Below are 24,531 nucleotides of genomic sequence, written 5' to 3'. Positions count from 1 at the left end.
TGTGGGTTACTCCTTGGTGGTTGCTGTAGGTTGCGCGGGCAGGGCGAGTGAATCGGGCGTGTACTCGCCCGCTTGCAGCTTGCGGCGCAGAATCTTGCCGACCGGCGACTTGGGAATGTCGTCGACGAACACGTAATCGCGCGGGCGCTTGAAGTTGACGAGGTCAGACTGGCGGCACCATGCATCGAGCGACTCGGAATCGACGTACTCGCGGCGCTTGATGAATGCGACCACACGTTGCCCCCAGCGCTCGTCCTTGACGCCCGCGACCGCGACTTCATCGACGGCGGGATGCAGCGACAGCACCGATTCGATGTCCACCGGTGAGATGTTTTCTCCGCCGCTGATGATCATGTCGTCGACGCGGCCCGTCACGTACAGATCGCCGTCGCGGTCGAGATAGCCCGTGTCCCCGGTGAAGTACCAGCCCTCGCGCAGGCACTTCGCATTCGCGTCCGGGCGATTCCAGTAGCCTTCGAAGGCTTCGTCGCCGAGCAGGTCCACGATGATCTGTCCTTCTTCGCCGGCTTCGGCGATCGCATCGGGCGAGAGGGCATCGAGCTTCACGACGCGCAGCCGCGTATTGATGCCCGCGCGGCCCGCGCTGCCGGGCTTCTTTGTCGCGTCCTGGTCGATGCTGAACGTGTAGACCTCGGACGAGCCGTAGTGATTGACGAAGAGCTCCGGCTCGAACGCGGCCGAAAGGCGCTTGAGCAGGCCGTCGTTCATCGGTGCGCCGGCGAAGCCGAGCTTTCTGACCGACGACGTGTCCGTGCTCGCGAACGCGCTGTCGGCGAGCAGATCGTGATAGAGCGTCGGCACGAGATAGAGGCAGGTGAGCGCGTGCTTCGAGATGCATTCGAGCGCGAGCTTCGCGTTCCAGCGCCGCACGCAGACGAACAGGCCATCGACGAGCGCCATCGCGAGCAGCGAGCGCACGCCCATCGTGTGATAGAGCGGCATCACGCCGAGCGTGCGTTCGCCGCGCCTGTACAGGTTCTGCGCGACGTGCGCGAGCGCGCCCGCGCGTTCATGCCGATGCCGGCGCGGCACGCCCTTGCCTTTGCCCGTCGTGCCGGACGTATAAAGGATCAGCGAGATGTCGTCGGCGGTGGCGTGCGTCGTGTCGGTCACCTCTCCACTGCGCGCTCGTTCGACGATGAGCGCATCGAAGGTGGTGGTGCGGCCGGACGCGTCGTCGATTCCGACGCGCGGCACTTTCTGCGCGGCGGCGCTCTGCGCGACGGAATCCGCGCTGACGGGTTCGTAGACGATCGCCTTCGCCCCCGCGTCGGTCACGCAGTAGTCGACTTCTTCCGGCTTCGCGCGCCAGTTGAGCGGCACGATCACGATGCCGGCAAACTGTCCGGCCCAATGCAGCGTCGCCATTTCCCAGCGGTTTTGCAGCACGACGAGCAGCCGGTCGCCGTGTTCCAGGCCCAGTTCGCGCAGGCCATCGGCGACATTCAGGATCATGCGATGCCACTGCGCGTAGGTCAGTTGCACATCGCCGTCGACGAGCGCGAGCGCGTTCGGACTGCGCTCGACGCTTTGCAGGAACGTACGTCCGAGATCAAGCATGTTCGGCCTCCTTCGCGCTTGCCTCGGCCCGGCGGCGCGCCGCCACGTCGAGCACCGCGGCCACGATGGGCGTGTAGCCCGTACAGCGGCAGATATGACCCGAGAGCATCTCGCGCACTTGCTCTTCGGAAGGATCGGGCACGCGCCGCAGATAATCCGCGCACGACATCAGAATGCCCGCCGTGCAGAAGCCGCACTGCAGCGCGTGATGCCGCTGGAACGCCTGCTGCAGGTCGCCGAGCGTCTGGTCGGGCGCAAGGCCTTCGACGGTATCGATACGCCGCCCATCGGCCTGCACCGCGAGCATCAGGCACGAGCGCGCCGCGACGCCATCGACCTGCACCGTACATGCACCGCACACGCCATGTTCGCAGCCGACGTGCGTGCCCGTCGCGCCGAGTTCGTGCCGGATGAAGTCCGACAGCAGTTCGCGCGGCTCGCAATAGCCGCTTCGTTCGCGGCCGTTCAGCGTCAGCGCGATGCGCCGCACTTCGCCGTGCCGCATGATGGTGTCCGACATCTTGCTCACTTTGCCTCCTCGATCACGCGCCATCCGAGCTGCCGGACCAGATTCCGGCGATATGCCGCGCTGATCTGCGCATCGTCCTGCGCGTTCAGTTTCCAGCTCAAATCGTTCATTGCGCCGCGCAGGTCGTCGCCCCGCAGACGCGGCCATTGCTCCGTCACCGGCCGGTCCGCGACGCCGCCGACAGCAATGCGGATCGACTCGTCGGTGACCACGGCCGCGCACGCGACGATCGCGAAGTCGCCGTGCCGCGCGGAAAATTCGGCGAACGCGTAGCGCTCGCCTTCCTTGCGCAGCGGGAAGCGCACGGCTTCGACGAGTTCATCGGGCTCGCGCGCGGTCATCAGCATTCCCTGAAAGAAGTCCTGCGCCGCGAGCGTGCGGCGCCTCTTTCGCGAGCGCAGCATCACGTCACCGCCGAGCGCCGCAAGCACGAGCGGCAACTCCGCGCTCGGGTCCGCATGCGCGATCGATCCGCATACGGTGCCGCGATTGCGAATCTGAAAGTGCGAGATATGCGGGAAGGCCATCGCGAGCAGCGGCGCTTCGTCGGTGAGCGTGCTGCGCCATTCGACGCTGCCTTGCGTCGCCGCGGCGTTCACCACGAGACGCCCCGCCTGCTTGTCCACGCGCACGGCATCGAGTTCGGCGGTGCGCGAGATATCGACGAGCACCTTCGGCTGCGCGAGCCGCATATTGAGCACGGCCATCAGCGATTGGCCGCCCGCCAGCACGCGGGCGTCCTCGCCGTATTGCGCGAGCGCGTCGAGCGCGTCTTGCGCGGTCATCGCGCGCAGGTAGTCGAATGGTGCGGGCTTCATGCGTGTCTCCTGAAACGTGCAAGGAGTCTTGCGATCCACGATCCGTGCGCTTGCACGGGCTTGCCCGCCGCCTGCCGTCCGAGCGATTCGAACAACTGCTTGAGCACGACCTTCGCCGCGCCCTCGAGCATCCTGCCGCCGACCGCCGCAACCTTGCCTGACACCTGTGCTTCGTAGTCGTACGTGAGCCGCGTGCCGCTGCCTTGCGGCGTCAGTTCGACGAGACCGCTGCCGCGCGCGCTGCCGAGCGGCGAGATTCCCGCGCCGGCGAGTCGCAGGCGGTGCGGCGCATCGATCTCCGACAAGCCGATACGCGCCTCGAAACGCGCCTTGATCATGCCGACGCCGACGGTCACGTCAGCGCGATACTGGTTCGGCGCCGTCTCTTCGAGCGCGTGACAGCCGGGAATGACCTTAGCGAGTGCCTTCGGATCGAGCAGCACGGCGAACACGGCTTCGGGTGTCGCGGGCAGGTCGACCGCGCCCTGCGCCGTCAGTGCGCGACCGCCGCCTGGCGTCGCCGGCTTCGCGGCGGGCGCTTCGCGATATTCCGGCCGCGACGGTTCGGGATCGTCCATGCCGATCATCGCCATCACTCTGGGCGGCGTGAGCGGCAGGCGAATGTCTTCGACGCCAAGCGCGTCCGCCACCGCATTCGCAATGCACGGCGGCGTGCTCATGTTGTTGCCTTCGCCGAGACCCTTCGCGCCAAGCGGCGTGAAAGGCGAAGGCGTCTCCAGATGCACGATCAGCGGATCGGGCACTTCGCAGGTGGTCGGCATCAGATAGTCGGCGAGCGTGCCGGACTGGAAGCTGCCATCCGCGCCGTAGCGGAACTCTTCCATCAGCGCCGCGCCGAGGCCTTGCGCGAAGGCGCCGCGAATCTGGCCATCGGCGAGTGCGGGATTGAGGAGGGTGCCGGCGTCGTGCACGGTCACATACCGGTCGATGCGCACGCGTCCCGTGACGCGATCCACTTCGACCCCGCACATGTCGAACGCGAAGCCGTATGCCGCCGAGGTATTGATGCGGTCCTGTTCGTCGGGCGCATCCATGTGCGGCGGCGACCAGAACACGGTTTCGCGCAGTCCCGGCTCTTCGCCTTCGGGCAGGAGCGCGGGCGCCCAGTGCGGCGCATTGCTCGCGGCACGCGCGAACGGCAGCGCGCGGTCTTCGGCGTCGTGCGGAAAGACGCGCGCGCGTTCGAAGCGCACGTCGCCGGGCGCGCAGTTGAACTGCTTCGCGAGCACGCGCGCGAGCTTGTCGCGCACGCGCGTCGCGGCGAGATGCACCGTGCCCGCCACCGCGCCCGCGAAGCGGCTCGAATAATTGCCTGCCGCGACGGACCAGGCGTCCTTGTGCGTATCGAATTCGACGTTGACGACGATGTCCTTCGGATCGAGCCCGAGCACATCGGCGACGACTTGCGCGCACACGGTCATGTGGCCCTGGCCCGCGGGCGTCGATGCGATCGTGACGACCACGCCGCCGAGCAGATCGACGCTGACGGTCGCGCTCGCGATCGCGCCGTTCTTCGGCCCGGCTTTTTTGCGTGCGTCGGCTGGCATCACGGTCGTGATGTAGCCCATGTTCGATACCGAAGGCTCGACGATCGCCGCGAAGCCGATGCCATACAGCCGCCCTTCGTTGCGCGCGGCGTCGCGGCGCGCAACGAGTTCCCGGTATCCGCCTTCGTCGAGTGAACGGCGCAGCGCTTCCTGGTAGTTGCCCGAATCGAGCAGGGCGCCCGCCGCTGCGCGATACGGGAACGCATCGGCGGGAACGAAGTTGCGGCGATACACGTCGAGCACATCGAGCTTCAGTTCGATCGCGATACGCTGGATCAGCCGCTCCAGCGCGAAGTACACCTGCGGGCCGCCGAAGCCGCGCACGAGCCCCGTCGGCGTCTTGTTCGTCAGCACGACGCGATTACGCACGAGCAGATTCGGGATCGCGTATGCGCCCGTCAGGCAGCCGTGCATCCGGTAGAACGTCGCGGGCTCGGGCGCGCGCACGTAGCCGCCCACGTCTTCCAACTGATCGTAAGACAGCGCGACGATCCGGCCATCGGCTTCGACCGCCGCTTCTATGGTTGAAACACGCGCCGTCGCCGATGTCGCCGCGCTCAGGTGTTCGAGCCGATCCTCGACCCACTTCACCGGCGCGCCCGCCTTGCGCGACGCGAGGCACATCAGCACGACATACGGAAACACCGCCTGCTTCACGCCGAAGCTGCCGCCGGAATCGCGCGGGGCCTTATGACGCAGCCGATTGGCAGGCACGTTCAACGCCATCGCCATGACGGCGTGCAGCGAGAACGGCCCCATGAAATTGGACGTGACGTCGTAGCCTTCTTCGCCCGAAAGATACTCGGCGATGACCACGCCGCACTCGATCGGCGCGCAGGTGTTGCGCGGATAATGCGCGACCAGCTTCACGCGATGCGGCGCGCGCTCGAAGGCCGCTTCGGGCTCGCCGTAGCGGAAATGCCGGTCGCTGATGACGTTGCTGCCGACGCGTTCGTGCAGCACCGGTGCGTCGTCCTTCGCGGCCTGTTCGATCGACGTCACGGGATCGAGCATCGCGTAGTCGACCTTGATGAGATCGAGCGCGTCTTCCGCGAGCGCACGCGATTCGGCCATCACGACCGCGACGGGCTCGCCGACGTAGCGCACACGGTCCATCGCGAGCGCCCACTGTTCCATCGGCGATTTCACGCCGACGACGAACGGTCGCGACCACGGACGCAAATCGTCGCGCGTGAGCACGGCCCGCACGCCCGCGAGTTTCGACGCGGCTTGCGTATCGATCGACAGGATGTTCGCGTGCGCGTGCGGCGAACGCAGAATCGCGGCGTGCAGCGTGCCCGGCTTGACAGCGATGTCGTCGCCATAGCGGCCACGGCCCGTCAGGATCGCCGGGTCTTCGAGGCGCTCTATCGAGCGTCCGATGTGACGCTGCGGTGCGCTCGCTTCGTGCACCTCGTTGCTGGCGACGCGCGCGTCCATGTCGGCGAATGCGGTTTCGCGCTGATTCATGACCTTACTCCTCACGTGCGGCGCGGCCGCCGAATTCCTCGGCTAGACCGCTCCAGCGGCGCGCAATCTCGTCGTGCTCGATCTCGAACAGATCGAGAATGCGCCCGACAGTGTGGTCGACCACGTCGTCGATAGTCTGCGGATGCGCGTAGAACGCGGGCACCGGCGGCATCACGATCGCGCCCATTTGCGTGGCGAGCGTCATGTTGCGCAGATGCGCGAGATTGAGCGGGGTTTCGCGCGCGACCAGCACGAGGCGGCGGCGCTCCTTGAGCATCACATCGGCGGCGCGCGTCAGCAGGTTGTCCGCGAAGCCGTTCGCGACGCCCGCGAGCGTTTTCATCGAGCATGGCGCGATCACCATGCCTTCGGTCAGAAACGATCCGCTTGCCACGGCCGCGCCGATATCACGCACGTTGTGCACGACATCGGCAGCGGCTTCGAGATCACCGCGAGCGAGGCCGAGTTCCTGGGCGGCCGTCACCGCGCCCGACGACGACACGATGAGATGCGTCTCGTGCGTGCCGAGCCGGCGCAAGGCGGCGAGTAAGCGCACGCCGATCACCGCGCCGCTTGCGCCCGAAATGCCGACGACGATGCGTTTCTTTCGTTCAGCCATGATCGCGTGACAGATAGGCGTCGAACGCGCTGTTGTCGGCGGCGACGAGTGCTTGCAGGTCGACCGTGTCCTGCCCCGGTATGCGCACGCGGGTGAACACATGCGCGGGGTAGACGACGGGGCGCGTCGCATCGAGGCCCATCTTCGCGCTGACGCCTTGCAGATGCGACGGCGCATCGTCGGGCTGATCGACCGTCGTCGACGGATCGAGCGGCGAGCCTTGCGCGCCTGCTATCACGACGAGATCGCGGTCTGCCTGGAAGCGCGTGGCGATGGCCCATTCGATTTCGGCGGGATCGTGCACGTTCACATCGGTATCGACGACGACGACCTGCTTGATGTCGTAATGCGCGCCGAACGCGCACAGGATGACGTTCTTCGCTTCGCCTTCGCGCTTCTTGTCGAATTGCACCCACAGGTGATAGCGGCACACGCCACCCACCGACAGATGCACGTCCTTGACGGCGGGATGACTGCGCTGAAGATGCGCGAGCAACGTGGCTTCACGCGGAATCGCGCCGAGCAGCAGATGCTCCATTTCGGCGGGCACGATCGTATGAAAGATCGGAGCGCGCCGATGCGTGACGGCCGTCACTTCGATGACTTCGCGTGCTTCCTTCGCGCTGTAGTACTTGGGAAATTCGCCGAACGGACCTTCCGGCTCGCGCACGTTCGGCAGAATGCGCCCTTCGATGACGATCTCCGCGAACGCCGGCACGTGCACGCCGTTCGTCACGCATCGCGCGACCGGCAGCGGCGCACCGTGCAGCGCGCCCGCGATTTCGAGTTCGTCGTGATCGATTGGCGTGATCGCTTGCGACGCGAGCATCGTCAGGGGATCGACGCCGATCGCGATGGCGACGTCGAGCGCGTCGCCCGCGGCTTCCGCGTCGCGCTGGAACGCGTAGAGATGACGCGGCAGCAGCAGGATCGCCATGCGATCGGGGCCGTGCACCTGAATGCGGTTGATCGAGACGTTCTGCACGCCGGTGCGCGGATTGCGCGCGATCACGAGACCGGCGGTGATGTACGGGCCGTTGTCGTGTTCGCTGTGCGTGGGAATGGGCAGCAGCGCGTGGAGATCGATGCCGCTCGTATGCACCACCTGCTGACAGGGCGCGTCTTCACGTTGAATCAGTTTCGATGCGAGCGGCGCCGCGGCCGCAGCCGAAAAACGCGCGAGCAACGCCGATTCTTCGACGCCCATCGCTTCGGCGATCCACGCGCGCTTCGACATGAAGCCGCTCACGACGGGAATCCCATGTCCGTGCGGCTGCGTGAAAAACGCAGCTTGTTCGCCGTCGAGGCGCTTTGCAATGGCGGCGAGTTCGTGCTCGAGCGCGACAGGCTTGTCGATCGTCGCGACCCGGCCGGTTTTCGCGAGATGCGCGAGCCAGTCGCGCAGCGACAGCGAGCCGGTGTCGGCGTGATCTCCTGCCCAGGTGAATGAGGGATTGCCATGCGTTGCGGCATCGCGTGTGTTCATCAGCGTCTCCATCTGTGCGCGCTACCGTAGCAAGCGCATGGGATGAAGCGTAGCGAGATCGCGCCATAACATCTAATACTGTTTACTGATGCGACGAATCATTCGTCGTTATATCGGTGTTAGCCCGGATGACAGCGGTCTTACAGTTACGTATCAATAGACCGCTCACGCACGCCCGTACTGAAGGGCGCACTACCAAAAGGGGCCCTGCAGCGTCGATGAACGCAGGGTGATAATGTCACCGAGCCCCATTAGCATCGCTGATGCCCTGAGGGAACATGGACCTCAAGCAAATCCAGTACTTCATCGCACTGTTCGAGGACGGCTCGGTCACCCGTGCCGCGAAGCGGCTGAACATCGTGCAACCGGCCCTGAGCATGCAGATCGCCAAGCTCGAGGACGAACTGCATCAACAGCTGTTCGAGCGCGGCGCGCACGGCATGGCGCCGACCGCCGCGGGACGGCTGATGTACCGCCTGTTTTTACCGATCGTGCGTGACCTTGCCCACGCACGGCAGCAACTCGTGCAGCGCGATGAAGTGGTGACGGGGCATGTCGGCATCGGGCTGATCGCATCGGTGACGGAAAGCGTGCTCGCGGATTCGCTGTCGCGCTTTCACGCGCGTTACCCCGATGTCGAAGTCACCGTCGCCGATGGCTACAGCGCGACCTTCATCGACTGGGTGGCGGGCGGGCAGCTCGATGCCGCCCTCATCAACAAGCCGCGCGCGCGCTTGTCGCTCGACTCGCGCCCGCTGCTCGACGAAGAGATGGTGCTAGCCACCAGCGCCGCGCATGGCCCCGACTTGCCGCATGCAATCGAACTCGCGCAATTACCCGAACTGGAACTCGTGCTGCCCACCAAACGTCACGGCCTGCGCGGCGTGCTCGACAGCGCCGCGCAACACGAGGACGTGCTGCTCGCGCCGCGCTTCGAGATCGACGTACTTTCGACGATTCTCAAGCTCGTCGAGCACACTCGCTTTGCGACGATTTTGCCGCGCATCGTCGTCGAGCGCGCCGCGCGGCACGGCACGTTGCGCGCGTACCCGATTCTGGCGCCTCGCATCGTGCGGCACATCGTCTGCGTGAATCATCCGCGCCGCCCGTTGAGCGCGGCGGCGGAAGCACTGATCGAGATCATCGGCGACGAGTTGCACCGCGCGTCGAGCCTGTCGGGCGACGAGCCCTCACACACCATCAAGGAACGATCTTCATGAACGCACGACACTGGATTGCCGGCGAATGGACCGGCACGCCCAACATCGACAGCATCGATCCCGCGACGGGCGAGGCCATCGGCCGGTTCGCCGACGGCGGATCGAGCGAAGCCGATGCCGCCATCGCCGCCGCTCGCCACGCGTTCGATCGCACGACATGGGCGCAGGACGCGCGCTTGCGCCAGGACGTGCTGCTCGGCTGGGCTTCGGCGCTCGAAGCCGAACGCGACATGCTCGCGACGCTGCTCACGCGCGAAAACGGCAAGGCGATCGCGCAATCGCGCGGCGAGATTGCCGGCGCGATATCGGAGGTGCGCTATTACGCGGGGCTCGCGCGCCATATTGCCGGGCACGTGCTCGAACCGGAACCGGGCACGATATCGACGATGCTGCGCGAAGCGGCCGGCGTCGCGGCGATCATCGTGCCTTGGAATGCGCCCGCCGTGCTGCTCGTGCGCTCGCTCGCGCCCGCCCTGGCAGCCGGCTGCACGGCGATCGTCAAACCGGCGGCGCAAACGTCGCTGCTCACGGCCGCGATGTTGCGCTGCTTCGAACACACGGCGTTGCCTGAAGGCGCGGTGAACCTCGTCAACGAACGGGGATACGCGGCCAGCCAGCGGCTCGTCGATTCGCACGGCGTCGACGTGGTGAGCTTCACGGGATCGACGGCGACGGGCAAGAAGATCATGGCGGCCGCTGCCGACAGCATGAAGAAGCTGTCGCTCGAACTTGGCGGCAAGTCATGCTGCGTCGTCTTCGACGATGCCGACATTGCGGCGATAGCGCCGCGTCTCGCGCGCGCCGCGACGATCATCTCCGGGCAGCAATGCACGGCGGCGCGCCGGGTGCTGGTTCATGCGTCGCGCGCCGCGGAGATGCGCGAGCACCTCGCGTCGGCGCTTGCGTCGCTGCGCGTTGGACCGGGCATCGATCCGGCAACGGATATCGGCGCGCTCATCGACGGCACGACGCGCGATGCGGTGGCACGGACGATCGAGCGCGCGTGCGGAACGGCCGAGCGTGTGCTGCTGCGAGGCACTTGCTCGGGGCACGCGTTTCTGTCGCCGACGCTCGTCGAGCATGACGATCCGAAGGCGTTCTTTTGCCAGGACGAGATATTTGGCCCGTTCGTCACGCTGGAGGTCTTTGAGAACGAAATGGAAGCGATCGAGAAAGCCAACGACACGGTCTTCGGTCTCTCGGCGAGCGTATGGACGCACGACGGAGCGCGCGCATTGCGCGTCGCGCGTGCGCTGCGCAACGGCACGGTGTGGATCAACGATCACAACAAGCTTTTCGCCGAAGCCGAAACGGGCGGGTATCGCCAAAGCGGACTGGGTCGGCTGCACGGCTACGATGCGCTGGCGGACTTCACCGAGTTGAAGCACATCTGCATGCCGGCCGGCGTGGCGGAAGGCATCGCGCCGTTGCGGTGAAGGGCAGGGAGGCGAGTCAATGGACAGCGTGGATCTCGAAGTCCTGAAAAGCAGCGCGCGATGGCTGGCAGACGGGCATCCCGTGCTGCTGGTGACGGTCGTGAAGACATGGGGATCCTCACCGCGTCCCGTGGGCGCGATGCTCGCGGTGCGCGCCGATGGGCAGGTGGTCGGGTCGGTGTCGGGCGGATGCATCGAAGACGATCTGATCGATCGCGTGCGGCAGCGAGGCATCGAACAGGAAAGTCCGCAGGTGCTGAAGTACGGCGTCAGCGCGCAGGAGGCGCATCGCTTCGGCGTGCCTTGCGGCGGCACCATTCAGCTCGTGCTGGAGCCGTTGACGCTCGCGAGCGGTATCGCCGGGCTGTGTGCAGCGGTGGAGGCAGGCAGGCTCGTCGCGCGCACGCTCGACATGGCGACGGGGGCTGCGCGCCTCGAACCCGCGCAGGCGACGGACGGCCTTCTGTTCGACGGGACGACGCTGCTGAGCATCCATGGGCCCCGTTACCGGATGCTGGTGATCGGCGCGGGACAGTTGTCGCGCTATCTGTGCAGCATCGCGGTGGGGCTCGATTATCAGGTCACGGTATGCGATCCGCGCGAGGAATATACGGACGAGTGGAACGTGCCCGGCACGACCCTCGTTCGCGCCATGCCCGACGACACCGTGATGGACATGAAGCTCGACGAACGCTCTGCGGTGATCGCGCTGACGCACGATCCGAAGCTCGACGATCTCGCGCTGATGGAAGCGCTGAAAACGCCTGCGTTCTACGTGGGTGCGCTCGGTTCGCGTCGCAATAACGCGGCGCGGCGCAAGCGCTTGAAGGAGTTCGATCTCACCGATGAAGAACTCGCGCGCCTGCACGGACCGGTGGGCATCTACATCGGCAGCCGGACGCCGCCGGAGATCGCACTGTCGATACTGGCCGAATTGACGGCCGCGAAAAACGGTGTGTCGTTGCCGGAACTGCTGCGGGTCGAAGGCGCGAAGGCGGTCCGGGAGATGGCGGGCAACGCGGTGGGCTGTGACGCCTTGTGAGCGGAACCGATTTCACGACAGGCGCCGTAAGGCGAGCGGTCCATCGCTCAACTGCTGGCGCAGGAAATCGACCGCCACGCGCACCTTCGCCGTGGACGGCCTGCGCTGAGTCCCGTCGAGGTAAGTCAGTCGTTGTCGGCGTCGGGGGCTCCGGTATCGAATCCGGCGGCCTCGCGCAGCGCTTGCAGCATCGCCCGCGCACCGGGTGAGAGCCTGTCCCCGCGCCGTGTGACGATGCCCGCCGGCCCGAGCTTCAGATCGAGCTCGAACGGCAGCGCTTCGAGCGCGCCGGCAATGCAATACGGCCGCACCGGCTCGCGCGCAAGCGGCGCGATCATATCGCTGATCTGCAGCAGACTCGTAATGACAGGCAGCGATGAGCTCTCGACCACATCCGTCGGCAACGCGAGCTGCCGTTCGAGAAAAAGTTGGGTGAACTGATTACGCATCACGTTGCCCTTCGGCGGCAGGATCCACGTTTGCGGCGCCAGTTCGTTCCAACTGAGAGCCTTACGCCTGGCGAGCGGATGGCCAACGCGCGCGAACAGCGCGTGCTGAGCTTCTGCGAGCGGGGCGTAGTGCAGTTCCGCCAGATCGTCCGGATTGCGGATTCGCGCGACGATCATATCCAGCTTGCCTTCCTGCAAACGCTGCACCAGCACCTCGCTGAACTCCATCTCGATGTTGACGCGAATCTGCGGAAAGCGCTTCTTGAGTAGCGCCACGGCCTGCGGCACGAGGTTGGTGGCCGCCGTGACCTCGGTGCCGATCATCGCCTGCCCGGTCAGGCCGGCTTTGAGCGCGGACACTTCGTCGTACGCGTGCTGCAGCTCCGCCAGCACGCTGCGCGCATGGCGGATCAGCACCTCGCCGTACCAGGTGGGCTCGACACCGCGCGGATGGCGTTCGAACAATGGCACACCCATCGTCTCTTCCAGTTCCCGCAGCAACTTGGTCGCCCCGGGTTGGGTCATGTGCGCGGCGTCCGCCGCGCGCAATACCGAGCGATGGGTGTCGAGCTGAACGATCAGGGCCAATTGGCGCGTCTTCAGGCGCGTGGGGTCGAAGCGGCCCGGCGCGATGGCCCCCGCGCCGCTGTCCGGATGAAGTGCCGAGCTCACGATGCCGCCTCCATGTATTCCGTATCGATATAGATCTTGCGTTATTTTTCATTATAAAAGCATATCCAACAATCCTACTATGCAGCAGTCGCCCTGCATTTCAAGGCGGGCGGTTTCCCATCATGGGCATCGAGACCGGCTGCATCCAGCATCCGCGCATGCAGCCGCACAGGAGGCGAAGAGGCAATGAACATCCGTACTGCAGACATCCCGCCGGAAGGCATCACCACCGACGAGTTCCTCGGCCGCGTCGCCAAGGTCCGCAGCGCGCTCGACAAGGCGGGCCTGGTCGGCCTGCTTGCATTCGGCGATTGCTGGCGTGGCGCGAACATCGGCTACTTCACTGAGTTCCGCCCGCTCGACGGCGTATCGGACATTGCCAATGCGATCCTGCTGCTGCCGGTGGACGGCGACCCCGTGCTGTTCGTGTCGGATCAATGCTTCGATTACGCGACGAGCGTGACCGCCTTCGAGGTGCGCAGTCTGCGTGAAGTCACGCAACAGGTGCAGGCCTTTTCTGCGCGGCACCGCAGCGGCACGGTCGGCCTCGCTGGCGCCGCCTATATCCCCGCGGACCTGTTGCAGCGCCTGAACGCCGGTCTCGGCGAACTGAAGCTCGAACCGACGATGGTGCTGGCCGAAATCAAGGCGATCAAGAGCGAGCCCGAGGTCGCGCTGATGCGCAAAGCCGCGGCCTTGACCGATTCGGCGATGGCCGCGATTCGCGACGCGCTCGCCGACGGCCGTCCCTACACCGAGCGCGAACTCGCTTTAATCGCCGACCGCGCGATGCTCGCGGGAGGCGCGGACCGGACCGCGTTCGATTCGATGGTGCAATCCGGTCCGCGCTCGGCGTATAACCTGGCGCGCCCAACCGACCGCATCCTGCAACCGGGCGACCTCATCATGACCGACATCGGTGCGCGTTATCGTGGGTACGTGGCCGACGGCGGACGCGGTTTTACCTACGGTCCGGCGAATCCAGAGAAGATGGCGATCGTCGCGGCAGCGGCGCGCGCGGTCGAAGCGGGGCTGGCCGCCGCGCGTCCCGGCATGGCGGCCATGGAGTTGAACGCGGTGATCCAGCAGGCGCTGGTGAAGTCGAACTACGAGCAATACTCGAGCGAAGCGCGCGGCCATGGCACCGGTCACGGCACCGGCATGGACCCGGAAGAAGAAGCGCCGTGGATCGGGCCGGGCAACAGGACCGTGCTGCAGGAAAACATGGTCTTTACGCTGAAGGCGACGATCACGGTGCCGAACGTCGGCGGCCTGCGCACGGAACGTATCGTGCGGTTGACCTCGGGCGGCGTCGAAACCCTCGACCATTTCCCGATGGAACTGCACTGGTGAGCACAGTGAACTGATCGTAACGTGCGGGCGGCCCTGCGCCGCCGACACGCAGCAGTTCAAAACATAGATTCCCAGAGAAGGGAGGAGACGTGAAAACATCGCCCGTTTCATCCGGCAATGCGCCGGTTATCAGCCGGTCGGCCGTCAACCGTGTGCTGGTCGCCTCGGTGGTCGGGACCGCCATCGAGTGGTACGACTTTTTTCTCTATGCCACTGCTTCGGCGCTGGTCTTCGCCAAGCTGTTCTTTCCCTCGTTCGATCCGATGGTCGGCACCATCGCGGCGTTCGGAAGTTTTGCGGTCGGCTATCTCGCCCGGCCCTTCGGCGCCGTGTTTTTCGGGCACTTCGGCGATCGCATCGGACGTAAGGCGACGCTCGTCGCGACGCTGACGATCATGGGCGTCGGCACCTTCGTGATCGGCCTGCTGCCGACTTACGCCTCGATCGGCGTCTGGGCGCCGATGCTGCTGGTCGCGATGCGCTTCGTGCAAGGGCTCGGCGTCGGCGGCGAATGGGGCGGCGCGGTGCTGATGGTGGTCGAAACGGCACCGGCCAGAAAACGTGGTTTCTTCGGCGCGTTCCCGCAATTGGGCGTGCCGCTCGGATTGATGCTCTCGACCGCCGTGTTCAAAGCCGTCTCGAGTCTGCCGTCGGAGGCGTTCTATTCTTGGGGATGGCGCCTGCCGTTCCTGCTGAGCGTCGCGCTGATCGCGATCGGCCTGTTCATCCGCCTGCGCGTCATGGAGTCGCCGGTATTCGAACAGATCAAGGCGAGCAGGCAGGTCGTGAAAGCGCCGCTGATCGAATTGCTGCGCCGGCATCCGAAAGACCTCGTGCTGACGATCGGCACGCGCTTCGCGGTCGACATCACCTTCAACGTGATCAACGTGTTCGTGCTGGTGTACGGAACGACGCGGCTCGGCTTGTCGCGCGGACTGCTGCTGAACGCCATCATTGTGGGCTGCGTGGTTGCGCTGTTCACGCTGCCGCTGTTCGGCAAGCTGTCGGACGCTATCGGACGCCGGACCGTCTTCATGCTCGGCGCGGTATTCGTGGCAATCTATGGATTCGCGTTCTTCCCGTTGCTCGACACACGCAATCCGACTTTGATTTTCGTGGCGTACGTCTGCGGCATCGCGTTGAGCCAGGCGTCGGTGTACGGCGTGCAATCGACGTGGTTCGCGGAACTGTTCGGGACCCGGGTGCGTTATACAGGTGCTTCGCTGCCGTATCAGATCGCCGGCATCATCACGTCGGGACCGACGCCATTGATCGCCACCTATCTGTTCGCGACGTATGGCCGGACGCTGCCCATTTCGATCTATATCGCGGCGACAGGATTGCTGAGCCTGGTGTGCGCGTTTTTCCTCGCAGAGACTTTCAAGCGCGATCTGTCCGCGGAGCCGGGAGATGAGGCGGCCGCGGCGCCGGGCGCGCGAGCGTCCGCGCACTCGCCGCATCCTCTGGCGCGGTGAGTGCAAATCGATCCGGTTGCTGTGCCGAAGACCTGGTCATTTTCGGTGCTGGAGCGGCAGCCCGGCGAGGGGGCGGCGTTAGAAGAAGCGCGATGACACCGGCACGACCAGATCTTTGCTTGAATTCCATTGGCCCATAGTGTCAGTTCAGGTGCTAGATATGGCAACTTCATTCTAGTAATACCTCCAGGGGGTAGGCAGCCGCAGCAGGGGCCAGGCGCCACGGCAAGACAGGAGCGCATCCACGTACCCCATCGTTGAGACGCTATCTGGGGGCGGCGACCGTTTGCGGCCCCTTCAAGGACCTTCTCCCAGGACTACCTCGCACTGGGCATTGATATAGCCTTGAATCTCCAGGATCCTGTTTCGGACGTCAGAAGGCTAATGTGGAGAAGCCGCGATGAGTTCTTTTTCCAGCGGATCCGAACGGCACCGAACACTGGTTCGTCATGTCGGAAGCGGCTCTGGAAGATTGCGCGAATGCGTTCGCCGCGTTGGCGGATCTTTCGCGGATCGAAGTTTGGACGGTGGACCCATTGATGGCGCAGGCCGGCACCGGTGCAGCACACGCGTTGCCGACCGCCGTTGCCCGGTGGTTCTCCGAGGAAGCGGACCTCTTGTGGGCGCTCGAGCACTCGATGCACACGGTGCACGTTGGTCTGCGGGGATCGCACGCGGGGTGATGAGGATTTCACACAGCCGCGCAGATTGATTTCGCTGCAAGGGTGATGATCGAGTTGTGACAAGTGGCTGAATCCCGGCCCAAGCTGGTCAAGCATGAGGAATGGGAATGGACCCCGTCTATACCGTACTGCTAATCGACGATCATGCGCTCTTTCGCAAGAGTGTTGCGCAGCTCATTCAGATGAATCAGGCGTTTCGAGTCGTCGGGGAAGCCTCGTCCGGCCGTGCAGGCGTTGAACTTGCGATTCAGCTCAAGCCCGATCTTGTCCTGGTCGATCTGAGCATGCCGGATATGAGTGGAATCGAAACGCTGGAGTCGCTACGACAACATGGCGTACAAGCCCGCTTTTTGATACTGACCGTATCGGACAACGAGCGCGATGTCGTCGCAGCTTTTCGCGCTGGCGCAAGCGGGTATCTACTGAAGGACATGGAGCCCGAGCAGTTGTGCCTTTGCCTCCAGAAAGCGCTGCAGGGCACGTCCGTGCTCAGCGAAGCGGTGACGGGCAAGCTGTTTGATGCTTTGTCCGCCAGACAGCCTCCTCACGTCAACGGGACGGGCCTCTCGCCACGCGAGTACGAAGTCCTGGAATATCTGGTAAAAGGCCTATGCAACAAGGAAATAGCGCGCAAGCTCGATATCAGCGTGGGAACCGTCAAGGTGCACGTCAAGCACCTGTTGCACAAGCTCGATCTGCATTCGAGGGTTGAGGCCGTCGTCTGGCACCAGGAGCACCATGCGCGCCGCAATCTGTCCCGCGGCTGACATCGCACGTCGATAGCCAGACGGAAAGAACTCGTCCTTCCTTCGCCAGCCGCTGGTACTATCCGAGTGCGGGCCGTTACGCATGGGTCTCCGCATCCGGTTGTCGATAGTCACGTGTAGAGCCGAGCGATGAAAAGCGAAAAAGATTCCGAGTTGTTTGCAAGTGAGTCTGATGAGACTGGCGACGGGAGGTCGATCGAGGCATTCCTTGGGAAGGTCGTCAAGGAGCACCGGACGAATCAGGGACTGACGATTGCCGACCTCGCGGAGCAAAGCGGTCTGTCGCGCAGCATGGTGTCGAAGATCGAGAACGGGCAGGTGTCGACCAGCCTGGACTCTATCGTGAGCCTTGCGCGCGCACTGGGCATATCGATTTCCGCGCTATTCAAGAACTTCGAGCATCGCCAGGGGAATGCGCAGCACGTGAAGTCGGGCACTGGAATGGAGGTAGTGCGGCGCGGTACCACCAAAGGGCACACGTATCATCTGCTCGCCTATGACCAGGGGCCCGTCAAGCTGTTCGAACCGTTCCTCATCACGCTGGACGACGAAGCCGAGGTATTTCCGACTTTCGAGCACCCCGGCACCGAGTTCATCTATATGCTGCAGGGAAAAATGGAATATCGCCATGGCAATCGCAGTTATCTGCTGCAGCCCGGCGACGCTCTGACCTTTCAAGGTTCGGTTGCGCATGGCCCCGAACGACTAATCAAATTGCCCATCCGCTTCATTACCGTCATCATCTACGGGCACTCGCCCGACGTGAGTGAATAGCATTTCACCTGCGTTCTGGCATCACGACCTTCCACAAACTGGCGCGCCGGCGGGACGACTGCCTTTCGCGCGCCACGGCATCAACTAGCGCACGGTCGAACTGACAGCGATTGAGCGCTGCGTCGACCGAGCGCAGATCGACAAGTTCGACGCCTCGCGCAAATCCGCGCCTGCCTGTCGGGGGTGCGCACTCATCCCGCTCTTCGCATTCACGCTATTCAAAAGGCAAGCTTTCGACAGATACGTGTCGCGAGCATAGATGTACCACGGACTCGGGGTGGGGATTGCAGAGCATTTTTGGGGTAGACGGGAGCGATTTTCTGGGCGGTGGGATTACATGCATCGCGATACTCCCCCATGGGTAGAAAAGTCGTACGGGTGTTTCCTGACAAGAAAAAAAGTTGATTCACGTTGACGGTGGCGTTTTATCTGGCTACTGTTGTGCTCAACGACTCTCCACTTCGGTTCGATGCGCACCATGTCCTCCTCCATGCACCGCTTCACGCTTACCCTTTCGTGTCCCGACCGCATCGGGATCGTTTCCGCTGTAAGCACGTTCCTGGCCGAACATCACGCGTGGATCACCGAGGCCACTCATCACGCGGACGAGATCGAAAAGCGCTTTTTCATGCGTCATGAGATTGCAGCGGAGTCGCTGCCATTCGGCATCAACGCGTTTCGCGAGCGCTTTGCCAACATCGCTCGCGAGTATGCGATGGACTGGAAGATCTCCGACAACTCGGTCAAGAAGCGGGTCGTGATACTCGTATCGAAGCTCGAACACTGTCTCTACGATCTGCTCGCGCGCTGGAAGGCGGGTGAGCTGGACATCGAGATTCCGTGCGTGATCTCGAATCACGAGACGTGGCGCAGCTTCGTCGAGTGGCACGGCATTCCGTTTCACTACGTGCCCGTCACCCCCGACAACAAGGCACAGGCGTACGACCAAGTCCAGCGCCTGTTCGACGATGCGCGCGCCGACACGATGGTGCTCGCGCGCTACATGCAGGTTCTGTCTCCGAGCCTGTGCTCGGCCTATCCGGGGCGAATCATCAACATCCATCACTCGTTCCTGCCGAGCTTCGTGGGCGCCAAGCCTTATCACCAGGCATACGGGCGCGGCGTGAAGCTCACGGGTGCCACCTGTCACTACGTGACGGAAGAACTGGACCAGGGGCCGATCATCGAGCAGGACGTGATTCGCGTGCGTCATTCGGACCGGCCAGACGATCTCGTGAGGCTTGGCCGCGATATCGAAAAGGCCGTACTGGCGCGGGGCTTACGCTATCACCTCGAGGATCGTGTGCTCGTCCACGGCAACAAGACCATCGTCCTGCGGTAGTTGCTCGGTCATCTTTGGTTGTTCAGGTCGCAGAGTCGCCCCGTTGCGGGGCAACACAAAGGAGTGTGTGTTATGCCATGGCGTCTTGTCCGCTTCGCCCTCTCGAAGAAACACCCCGAACCGAGAATGTTTACCAGACACGACACGTTGCGTCGTTCATATGACGTGGTGATCATCGGCGCTGGAGGCCACGGTCTTGCGTCGGCGTACTACCTTGCGAAGGAGCACGGCATTACGAACGTAGCAGTGCTGGAAAAGGGGTATATCGGTGGAGGTAATACCGGGCGTAACACCACGATCATCCGCTCGAACTATCTGACGCCCGAAGGCGTGAAGTTCTACGACGAGTCCGTGAAACTTTGGCAGGACCTTTCTCAGGACTTCGACCTCAACCTGTTCTATTCGACGCGCGGCCACTACACGCTTGCCCATACGGATTCTGCGATGCGCACGATGCGCTGGCGCGCGGAAGTCAACAAACACTACGGGGTGGATTCGGAAGTCGTCGGGCCGAACGAAGTCAAGAAAGCCGCGCCGATGATCGATATTTCATGCGGGGGTGTCGCGCCGATCATGGGAGCGCTGTATCACGCGCCAGGCGCCGTCGCGCGGCATGATGCCGTGGCTTGGGGTTACGGGCGCGGGGCGGATCAGCGAGGCGTCGAGATTCATCAGCAAACCGAGGTGCTCGGCATCGACGTGGTGGGGGGCAAGGTCAAAGGGGTGAAGACTTCGCGCGGCTACATCTCGACGAACAAGGTGCTGTGCGCCGTAGCGGGCTCTACCCCTCGCATGACGGACATGGTAGGCGTGCGCACGCCCATCTTCATCCACCCGCTTCAGGCGATGGTGAGCGAGCCGCTCAAGCCCTGGCTCGATCCGATCCTCGTGTCCGGCAGCCTTCATGTCTACATCAGCCAGTCGGCGCGCGGGGAACTCGTGATGGGTGCGTCGCTCGATCCGTACGAGCTGCATTCGACCCGCTCCACGCTGGATTTCGTGGAAGGCCTTACTGCCCACATGCTCGAAATGTTCCCGTTCCTGTCGCACGCGAAGGTGATGCGGCAATGGGCGGGGATGGCCGACATGACGCCGGACTTTGCGCCCATCATGGGCAAGACTCCCGTTGAGGGCTTCTACCTCGATGCGGGATGGGGCACCTGGGGCTTCAAGGCCACGCCCGTATGCGGCAAGACGATGTCGTACACGGTGGCGAACGACACCAGCCACCCGCTGATCGAGGGTTTCTCGCTTGACCGGTTCCGCCGCTTCTCGCTGACGGGCGAAAAGGGTGCGGCATCCGTTGGCCACTGACCTGGAGAAGACGATGAAGATCATGACCTGTCCGGTTAATGGTGCGCGCCCGATGTCGGAGTTTACCTACTGGGGCGAGATACGGCCGATGCCAGACCCGCTGGTCGCGGACGATGCGCAATGGGCCGACTACGTGTTCTGCCGCAACGGCGCTGCGGGCGTGAAGCAGGAGTGGTGGTGCCACACCTCGAGCAACACGTGGTTCATTGCCGAGCGCGATACTGCGAAAGATCTCGTGCTGCGTACTTACCTTGCCGGCGCGGAGGCCTGAATGCGTCTCACACCTCATCGCGGCGAATGGATCACACGCAATACGCACATCGGCTTCTCGTACGAAGGCAAGCACTATAGCGGCCTTACAGGCGATACGATCACGAGCGCACTGTGGGCATCCGGCGTGCACGTGCTCGGCCGCAGCTTCAAATACCACCGGCCACGCGGCGTGCTTTCGCTCGCCAATCACGATGTCAACGTGATGCTTCAGGACGGCGCGAGATTGAATGTGCGCGCAGATGTGACGGCCCTGACGCAGGGCAACTGGCATTCGGTCAACACGTTCGGCGGCGTGGACGCAGATCGAGGGCGCGTCATTGGCAAGCTCGCCGCGTTCCTCCCCGTCGGCTTCTACTACAAGGCGTTCCACAGCAAGCGCTGGTTTCCGCGTTGGGAACGCATGTTTCGCGCGATGACGGGCCTTGGTACCGTCGACTTCAACGCGCCGCATATTCGCACACCGAAACGCTATGGCTTCTGTGACGTCCTCGTGATCGGCGCGGGTCCGTCGGGTCTTTCGGCGGCGCTCGCTGCGGCTCAACAGGGCGCCGACGTCGTCATCGTCGACGAGAACGCGCGCATCGGCGGCAGCGGCGGCTATCAACTGGGTGGCGACGAGAAGCGATTCGAGCGGACCCGTGAGCTGGAGACGGCGGCGCTTGGACACCCGCGCATCCGCGTGATGACGGAAACGCTCGCGGCGGCGTATTACGCCGACCTGTGGGTGCCTCTCGTGGAGCCGACGCGCATTACGAAGATGCGCGCGAAAGCGGTGATCGTCGCGAGCGGTGCATTCGAGCAGCCGGCGGTATTTCGCAACAACGACCTGCCTGGTGTGATGCTGGCTTCGGCGGCGCAGCGACTCGCGTATCGCTACAGCGTCGCGCCCGGGAAACGGGCCGTGGTGCTCACGGCCAACGCCGATGGCTATCGCGCGGCACTGGACATGCTCGCTCGCGGCATCCCGGTCGCTGCGGTCGTGGACCTGCGCGCATCGCACAAATGCCAGGAGCTCGAACGCGTTCTGAGAGCGAAGGGTGTCGACGTGCTGATGTCGAGCTGTGTCGTCGAGGCCGTGCCGGACGCCAAGGGCAGCCAGTTGACGGGCGTACGCGTCGGCGCGTTCTCGGCGGAAGACGGTTTGCGCGCCTCGACGGTCGCGACGCGCCTGATCGAATGCGACACGTTGCTCATGAGCGTGGGCTGGGCGCCCGCGGCGAACCTTCTGTACCAGGCCAACACGAAGATGCGCTTCGACCATGACGTCGAGCAGTTCGTGCCGGAGCAGTTGCCGCCGGGTGTCTTCGCGTGCGGCCGTGTCAATGGCGTCTATACGTTCGAGAGCAAGCTGCTGGACGGCGCGCGCGCCGGCATTCAGGCGGCGGCGCACAGCGGCTTCTGCGATGTGAAGACGGCGAGCGCGACCGGATCGCGTCTCGCGGAGCAGGAATCGCCTTCTCATCCCTGGCCGATCGTGGGCCATGATTCCGGCAAGAACTTCGTGGATTTCGACGAGGACCTGCAACTGAAGGACTTCGCGAATGCGGTTCAGGAGGGTTTCGACAACATCGAACTGTTGAAGCGCTTCTCGACAAACGGCATGGGGCCGAGCCAGGGCAAGCACTCGAACATGAACGGCCTGCGCATCCTTGCACGGCTCACCGGCAAAAAGCCGCAGGAAGTCGGCACGACTACGGCGCGGCCGTTCTTCCATCCGGTGCCGATGTCGCATCTCGCCGGCCGTGGTTTCAATCCCGAGCGGCGCACGCCGCTGCACGCGCAGCATCAGTCGCTCAATGCAGTCTGGATGGCGGCAGGGGTCTGGCAGCGGCCGGAGTATTACGCGGTCCCGGGCAAGGCGCGCGCGGCATGCATCGAGGAAGAGGCGCTCGCGGTGCGCAATGGCGTGGGCGTCATCGACGTGGGCACGCTCGGCAAGATCGAGGTGCGCGGGCCGCAGGCCGCCGAATTTCTGGAACGCGTGTACGTGTCGAAGTACGCAGGCCTGAAGCCCGGCATGACGCGCTATGCGGTGATGTGCGACGAATCGGGTGTGGTGATCGACGACGGGGTGATCGCGCGTCTCGCGGATGATCACTTCTACTTCACGACGACGACCTCGGGCGCTGCCGCCATCTATCGTGAGCTGTCGCGGCTCAACACAATCTGGCAACTCGATTGCGGCATCGTCAACGTCACGGGCGGGTTCGCGGCGGTCAATCTCGCCGGTCCGGCGTCGCGCGCGGTGCTGGCCAGGCTCGTCGATCTCGATCTGTCGTCCGCCGCGTTTCCGTATCTCGGTGTGCGCGTGACGGGCATCGCGCTCGATCAGCATCGCGTGCCAGCACGGCTCATGCGGGTCGGCTTCGTCGGCGAATGGGGCTACGAAATCCACATTCCCGCCGAGTACGGCGCGGCGCTCTGGCGCACGCTTCTCGAAGCCGGCAAGGAACACGCCATTCGTGCATTCGGTGTCGAAGCTCAGCGTCTGTTGCGGCTGGAGAAGGGCCACGTGATCGTCAGCCAGGACACCGATGGTCTGACGACGCCGCGCGACGCGGGCATGGAATGGGCCGTGAAGATGGACAAGCCGTTCTTCGTCGGCAAGCGCAGCCTGCAGATCATCGACAGGGCGCCGGCCAAACAGCGCCTAGTCGGCTTTGCTTTGGACGCGGGTCAACGCGAAACCGGGCTGCGCGAGTGTCATCTCGTGATCGATCGCGGCGAGATTGCGGGGCGCGTGACGAGCGTCGCATGGAGCGCAACCCTGACAAAGACGATCGGTCTCGCGTTCGTGCGGCCGGACCAGGCCGAGCCCGGCACGCGCATCAGCTTCCGTTTGACGGATGGCCGGATGGTTCCCGCAACGGTCGTTTCCACACCGTTCTATGACCCGGAGAACGAACGTCAGAAGGACAGCGTCACGACCGAAACCGCTTCGCCGAAAAAGGAGACCGCATGAACGCGCCACTTCGAATGAGCCCGGTCAGCGATGCACGCAAGCCGGCGAGCCTGCGATGGAGCGTGCGCGACGACATGCGCGTCGTCGAGCAGATCGATGACGCAGACAGCGCACGGGCGCAGACGCTCGGGATTGCCGACGTTTCGTACCTTGCCCGCACCGGCTTCAAGGGCAATGGCGTGGCCGCCTGGCTACAGGCACAGGGCATTCCCGTGCCGGCGCAGCCCAATAGCTGGGCGCCGCTCGCCGCCGGTGGCGTGGTGTTGCGGCTGGGCCTCGCCGAGTATCTGATCGAAGACGGACTCATTCAAGGCAGCTCGGCGCGGATGTCGCATCTCGACACGCCCGTGCACGTGTATCCCGTGCTGCATCAGGATGTCGCGCTCGTGCTATCCGGCGAAGCGGTGCACGAGTTGTTGCTGCAAACCTGCAATGTCAACTTCCGCGCGCTCGATCTGGCGGCCCGGCCAGTCGTGCTGACCTCGATGGCGGGAGTCGCCGTCACCGTCATGCCAGGCGCCCGGGCAGGCAAGCCTTACTACCGGATCTGGGCCGACGGAACGTACGGGCTGTATCTGTGGGAAACCTTCTCGGGCATCGCTGCCGAGCTTGGCGGCGGCCCGGTCGGGATCGCCGCGATTACGGATATCGATCAGTCGCCGCCCCGGTAGTGAGCACGTGGTAGACGCGGGCGCGAA

20 protein-coding genes are annotated in these 24,531 nt (G+C 64.3%); 13 read left to right on the top strand and 7 right to left on the bottom strand.

What is annotated here, in order from left to right; translation table 11 throughout:
* Positions 1-6: 6 nt before the first annotated feature.
* The 6 genes from AB3X96_RS30280 to AB3X96_RS30255 are packed head-to-tail and all read right to left on the bottom strand — an operon-like array spanning position 7 to position 8,071.
* Complete coding sequence (locus AB3X96_RS30280) at positions 7-1,581, bottom strand: AMP-binding protein (RefSeq protein ID WP_368592593.1); 1,575 nt, start codon at positions 1,579-1,581, stop codon at positions 7-9.
* Positions 1,574-2,110, bottom strand: coding sequence for a (2Fe-2S)-binding protein (locus tag AB3X96_RS30275; protein WP_176110966.1), 537 nt, complete (start codon positions 2,108-2,110; stop codon positions 1,574-1,576). Before AB3X96_RS30275 ends, AB3X96_RS30280 begins: the two co-directional genes overlap by 8 nt.
* The gene (locus AB3X96_RS30270) at positions 2,107-2,928 is read right to left on the bottom strand and encodes a xanthine dehydrogenase family protein subunit M (protein ID WP_368592592.1); all 822 of its coding nucleotides are present in this window, start codon (positions 2,926-2,928) and stop codon (positions 2,107-2,109) included. Before AB3X96_RS30270 ends, AB3X96_RS30275 begins: the two co-directional genes overlap by 4 nt.
* Positions 2,925-5,966, bottom strand: a complete 3,042-nt coding sequence (locus AB3X96_RS30265; protein WP_368592591.1) for a molybdopterin cofactor-binding domain-containing protein — start codon at positions 5,964-5,966, stop codon at positions 2,925-2,927. Before AB3X96_RS30265 ends, AB3X96_RS30270 begins: the two co-directional genes overlap by 4 nt.
* 4 nt (positions 5,967-5,970) lie before the next feature.
* On the bottom strand, positions 5,971-6,585 hold the full coding sequence (locus AB3X96_RS30260) for a UbiX family flavin prenyltransferase (protein WP_368592590.1): 615 nt from the start codon (positions 6,583-6,585) through the stop codon (positions 5,971-5,973).
* Entirely contained in the window at positions 6,578-8,071 is a 1,494-nt protein-coding gene (locus AB3X96_RS30255; protein WP_368592589.1) for a UbiD family decarboxylase, read from the bottom strand. The genes AB3X96_RS30260 and AB3X96_RS30255 overlap by 8 nt, the downstream gene beginning before the upstream one ends.
* A 278-nt stretch (positions 8,072-8,349) precedes the next feature.
* Between AB3X96_RS30255 and AB3X96_RS30250 the strand changes: the two genes are divergently transcribed.
* From AB3X96_RS30250 to AB3X96_RS30240, 3 genes are read left to right on the top strand one after another with little or no spacing between them, the layout of a single operon-like run.
* Entirely contained in the window at positions 8,350-9,291 is a 942-nt protein-coding gene (locus AB3X96_RS30250) for a LysR family transcriptional regulator (RefSeq protein ID WP_013093435.1), read from the top strand.
* On the top strand, positions 9,288-10,727 hold the full coding sequence (locus tag AB3X96_RS30245; protein ID WP_176110961.1) for an aldehyde dehydrogenase family protein: 1,440 nt from the start codon (positions 9,288-9,290) through the stop codon (positions 10,725-10,727). Before AB3X96_RS30250 ends, AB3X96_RS30245 begins: the two co-directional genes overlap by 4 nt.
* 19 nt (positions 10,728-10,746) lie before the next feature.
* Positions 10,747-11,769 carry an XdhC family protein gene (locus tag AB3X96_RS30240; protein WP_368592588.1) on the top strand — a complete coding sequence of 341 codons (1,023 nt, stop codon included), beginning with the start codon at positions 10,747-10,749 and terminating at the stop codon, positions 11,767-11,769.
* A gap of 125 nt (positions 11,770-11,894) precedes the next feature.
* Here AB3X96_RS30240 and AB3X96_RS30235 read toward each other — a convergent pair whose 3' ends face one another.
* Positions 11,895-12,890 (bottom strand): LysR substrate-binding domain-containing protein, encoded by a 996-nt coding sequence (locus AB3X96_RS30235; RefSeq protein WP_368592587.1) that lies wholly within the window; start codon positions 12,888-12,890, stop codon positions 11,895-11,897.
* Between the two features lie 186 nt (positions 12,891-13,076).
* On the opposite strand from AB3X96_RS30235, the gene AB3X96_RS30230 reads away from it, so the two are divergent.
* The 10 genes from AB3X96_RS30230 to AB3X96_RS30185 all read left to right on the top strand — a co-directional run bounded on the left by AB3X96_RS30230 (position 13,077) and on the right by AB3X96_RS30185 (position 24,504).
* Positions 13,077-14,243 (top strand): Xaa-Pro peptidase family protein, encoded by a 1,167-nt coding sequence (locus tag AB3X96_RS30230; RefSeq protein ID WP_176110958.1) that lies wholly within the window; start codon positions 13,077-13,079, stop codon positions 14,241-14,243.
* Positions 14,244-14,332: 89 nt separating this feature from the next.
* On the top strand, positions 14,333-15,718 hold the full coding sequence (locus AB3X96_RS30225; RefSeq protein ID WP_368592586.1) for an MFS transporter: 1,386 nt from the start codon (positions 14,333-14,335) through the stop codon (positions 15,716-15,718).
* 449 nt (positions 15,719-16,167) lie between these two features.
* Entirely contained in the window at positions 16,168-16,401 is a 234-nt protein-coding gene (locus AB3X96_RS30220; RefSeq protein WP_368592585.1) for a hypothetical protein, read from the top strand.
* 107 nt (positions 16,402-16,508) lie between these two features.
* Positions 16,509-17,168, top strand: a complete 660-nt coding sequence (gene narL, locus AB3X96_RS30215; RefSeq protein ID WP_368592584.1) for a two-component system response regulator NarL — start codon at positions 16,509-16,511, stop codon at positions 17,166-17,168.
* Between the two features lie 129 nt (positions 17,169-17,297).
* Positions 17,298-17,942, top strand: coding sequence for an XRE family transcriptional regulator (locus tag AB3X96_RS30210; protein ID WP_176110955.1), 645 nt, complete (start codon positions 17,298-17,300; stop codon positions 17,940-17,942).
* Between the two features lie 490 nt (positions 17,943-18,432).
* On the top strand, positions 18,433-19,284 hold the full coding sequence (gene purU, locus AB3X96_RS30205; RefSeq protein ID WP_368592618.1) for a formyltetrahydrofolate deformylase: 852 nt from the start codon (positions 18,433-18,435) through the stop codon (positions 19,282-19,284).
* A 126-nt stretch (positions 19,285-19,410) separates the two neighbouring features.
* On the top strand, positions 19,411-20,598 hold the full coding sequence (locus AB3X96_RS30200; RefSeq protein ID WP_246392237.1) for an FAD-dependent oxidoreductase: 1,188 nt from the start codon (positions 19,411-19,413) through the stop codon (positions 20,596-20,598).
* 13 nt (positions 20,599-20,611) lie between these two features.
* Positions 20,612-20,869 carry a sarcosine oxidase subunit delta gene (locus AB3X96_RS30195; protein WP_176110953.1) on the top strand — a complete coding sequence of 86 codons (258 nt, stop codon included), beginning with the start codon at positions 20,612-20,614 and terminating at the stop codon, positions 20,867-20,869.
* Positions 20,870-23,833 (top strand): glycine cleavage T C-terminal barrel domain-containing protein, encoded by a 2,964-nt coding sequence (locus AB3X96_RS30190; RefSeq protein ID WP_368592583.1) that lies wholly within the window; start codon positions 20,870-20,872, stop codon positions 23,831-23,833.
* Positions 23,830-24,504, top strand: coding sequence for a hypothetical protein (locus AB3X96_RS30185; protein WP_368592582.1), 675 nt, complete (start codon positions 23,830-23,832; stop codon positions 24,502-24,504). The genes AB3X96_RS30190 and AB3X96_RS30185 overlap by 4 nt, the downstream gene beginning before the upstream one ends.
* Positions 24,505-24,531 lie beyond the last annotated feature (27 nt).

The sequence above is a fragment of the Paraburkholderia sp. BR13439 genome (genome assembly GCF_040948805.1).
Taxonomy (GTDB): domain Bacteria; phylum Pseudomonadota; class Gammaproteobacteria; order Burkholderiales; family Burkholderiaceae; genus Paraburkholderia; species Paraburkholderia youngii.
This window is presented reverse-complemented; position numbering and strand designations above follow the sequence as displayed.

Bases quoted from the DNA above. Each gene is read 5' to 3' on its own strand.
- AB3X96_RS30280 (WP_368592593.1), bottom strand. From the start codon at position 1,581: ATGCTTGATCTCGGACGTACGTTCCTGCAAAGCGTCGAGCGCAGTCCG.
- AB3X96_RS30270 (WP_368592592.1), bottom strand. From the start codon at position 2,928: ATGAAGCCCGCACCATTCGACTACCTGCGCGCGATGACCGCGCAAGAC.
- AB3X96_RS30265 (WP_368592591.1), bottom strand. From the start codon at position 5,966: ATGAATCAGCGCGAAACCGCATTCGCCGACATGGACGCGCGCGTCGCC.
- AB3X96_RS30260 (WP_368592590.1), bottom strand. From the start codon at position 6,585: ATGGCTGAACGAAAGAAACGCATCGTCGTCGGCATTTCGGGCGCAAGC.
- AB3X96_RS30255 (WP_368592589.1), bottom strand. From the start codon at position 8,071: ATGAACACACGCGATGCCGCAACGCATGGCAATCCCTCATTCACCTGG.
- AB3X96_RS30250 (WP_013093435.1), top strand. From the start codon at position 8,350: ATGGACCTCAAGCAAATCCAGTACTTCATCGCACTGTTCGAGGACGGC.
- AB3X96_RS30245 (WP_176110961.1), top strand. From the start codon at position 9,288: ATGAACGCACGACACTGGATTGCCGGCGAATGGACCGGCACGCCCAAC.
- AB3X96_RS30240 (WP_368592588.1), top strand. From the start codon at position 10,747: ATGGACAGCGTGGATCTCGAAGTCCTGAAAAGCAGCGCGCGATGGCTG.
- AB3X96_RS30230 (WP_176110958.1), top strand. From the start codon at position 13,077: ATGAACATCCGTACTGCAGACATCCCGCCGGAAGGCATCACCACCGAC.
- AB3X96_RS30220 (WP_368592585.1), top strand. From the start codon at position 16,168: ATGTCGGAAGCGGCTCTGGAAGATTGCGCGAATGCGTTCGCCGCGTTG.
- narL (WP_368592584.1), top strand. From the start codon at position 16,509: ATGGACCCCGTCTATACCGTACTGCTAATCGACGATCATGCGCTCTTT.
- AB3X96_RS30210 (WP_176110955.1), top strand. From the start codon at position 17,298: ATGAAAAGCGAAAAAGATTCCGAGTTGTTTGCAAGTGAGTCTGATGAG.
- purU (WP_368592618.1), top strand. From the start codon at position 18,433: ATGCACCGCTTCACGCTTACCCTTTCGTGTCCCGACCGCATCGGGATC.
- AB3X96_RS30200 (WP_246392237.1), top strand. From the start codon at position 19,411: ATGTTTACCAGACACGACACGTTGCGTCGTTCATATGACGTGGTGATC.
- AB3X96_RS30195 (WP_176110953.1), top strand. From the start codon at position 20,612: ATGAAGATCATGACCTGTCCGGTTAATGGTGCGCGCCCGATGTCGGAG.
- AB3X96_RS30190 (WP_368592583.1), top strand. From the start codon at position 20,870: ATGCGTCTCACACCTCATCGCGGCGAATGGATCACACGCAATACGCAC.
- AB3X96_RS30185 (WP_368592582.1), top strand. From the start codon at position 23,830: ATGAACGCGCCACTTCGAATGAGCCCGGTCAGCGATGCACGCAAGCCG.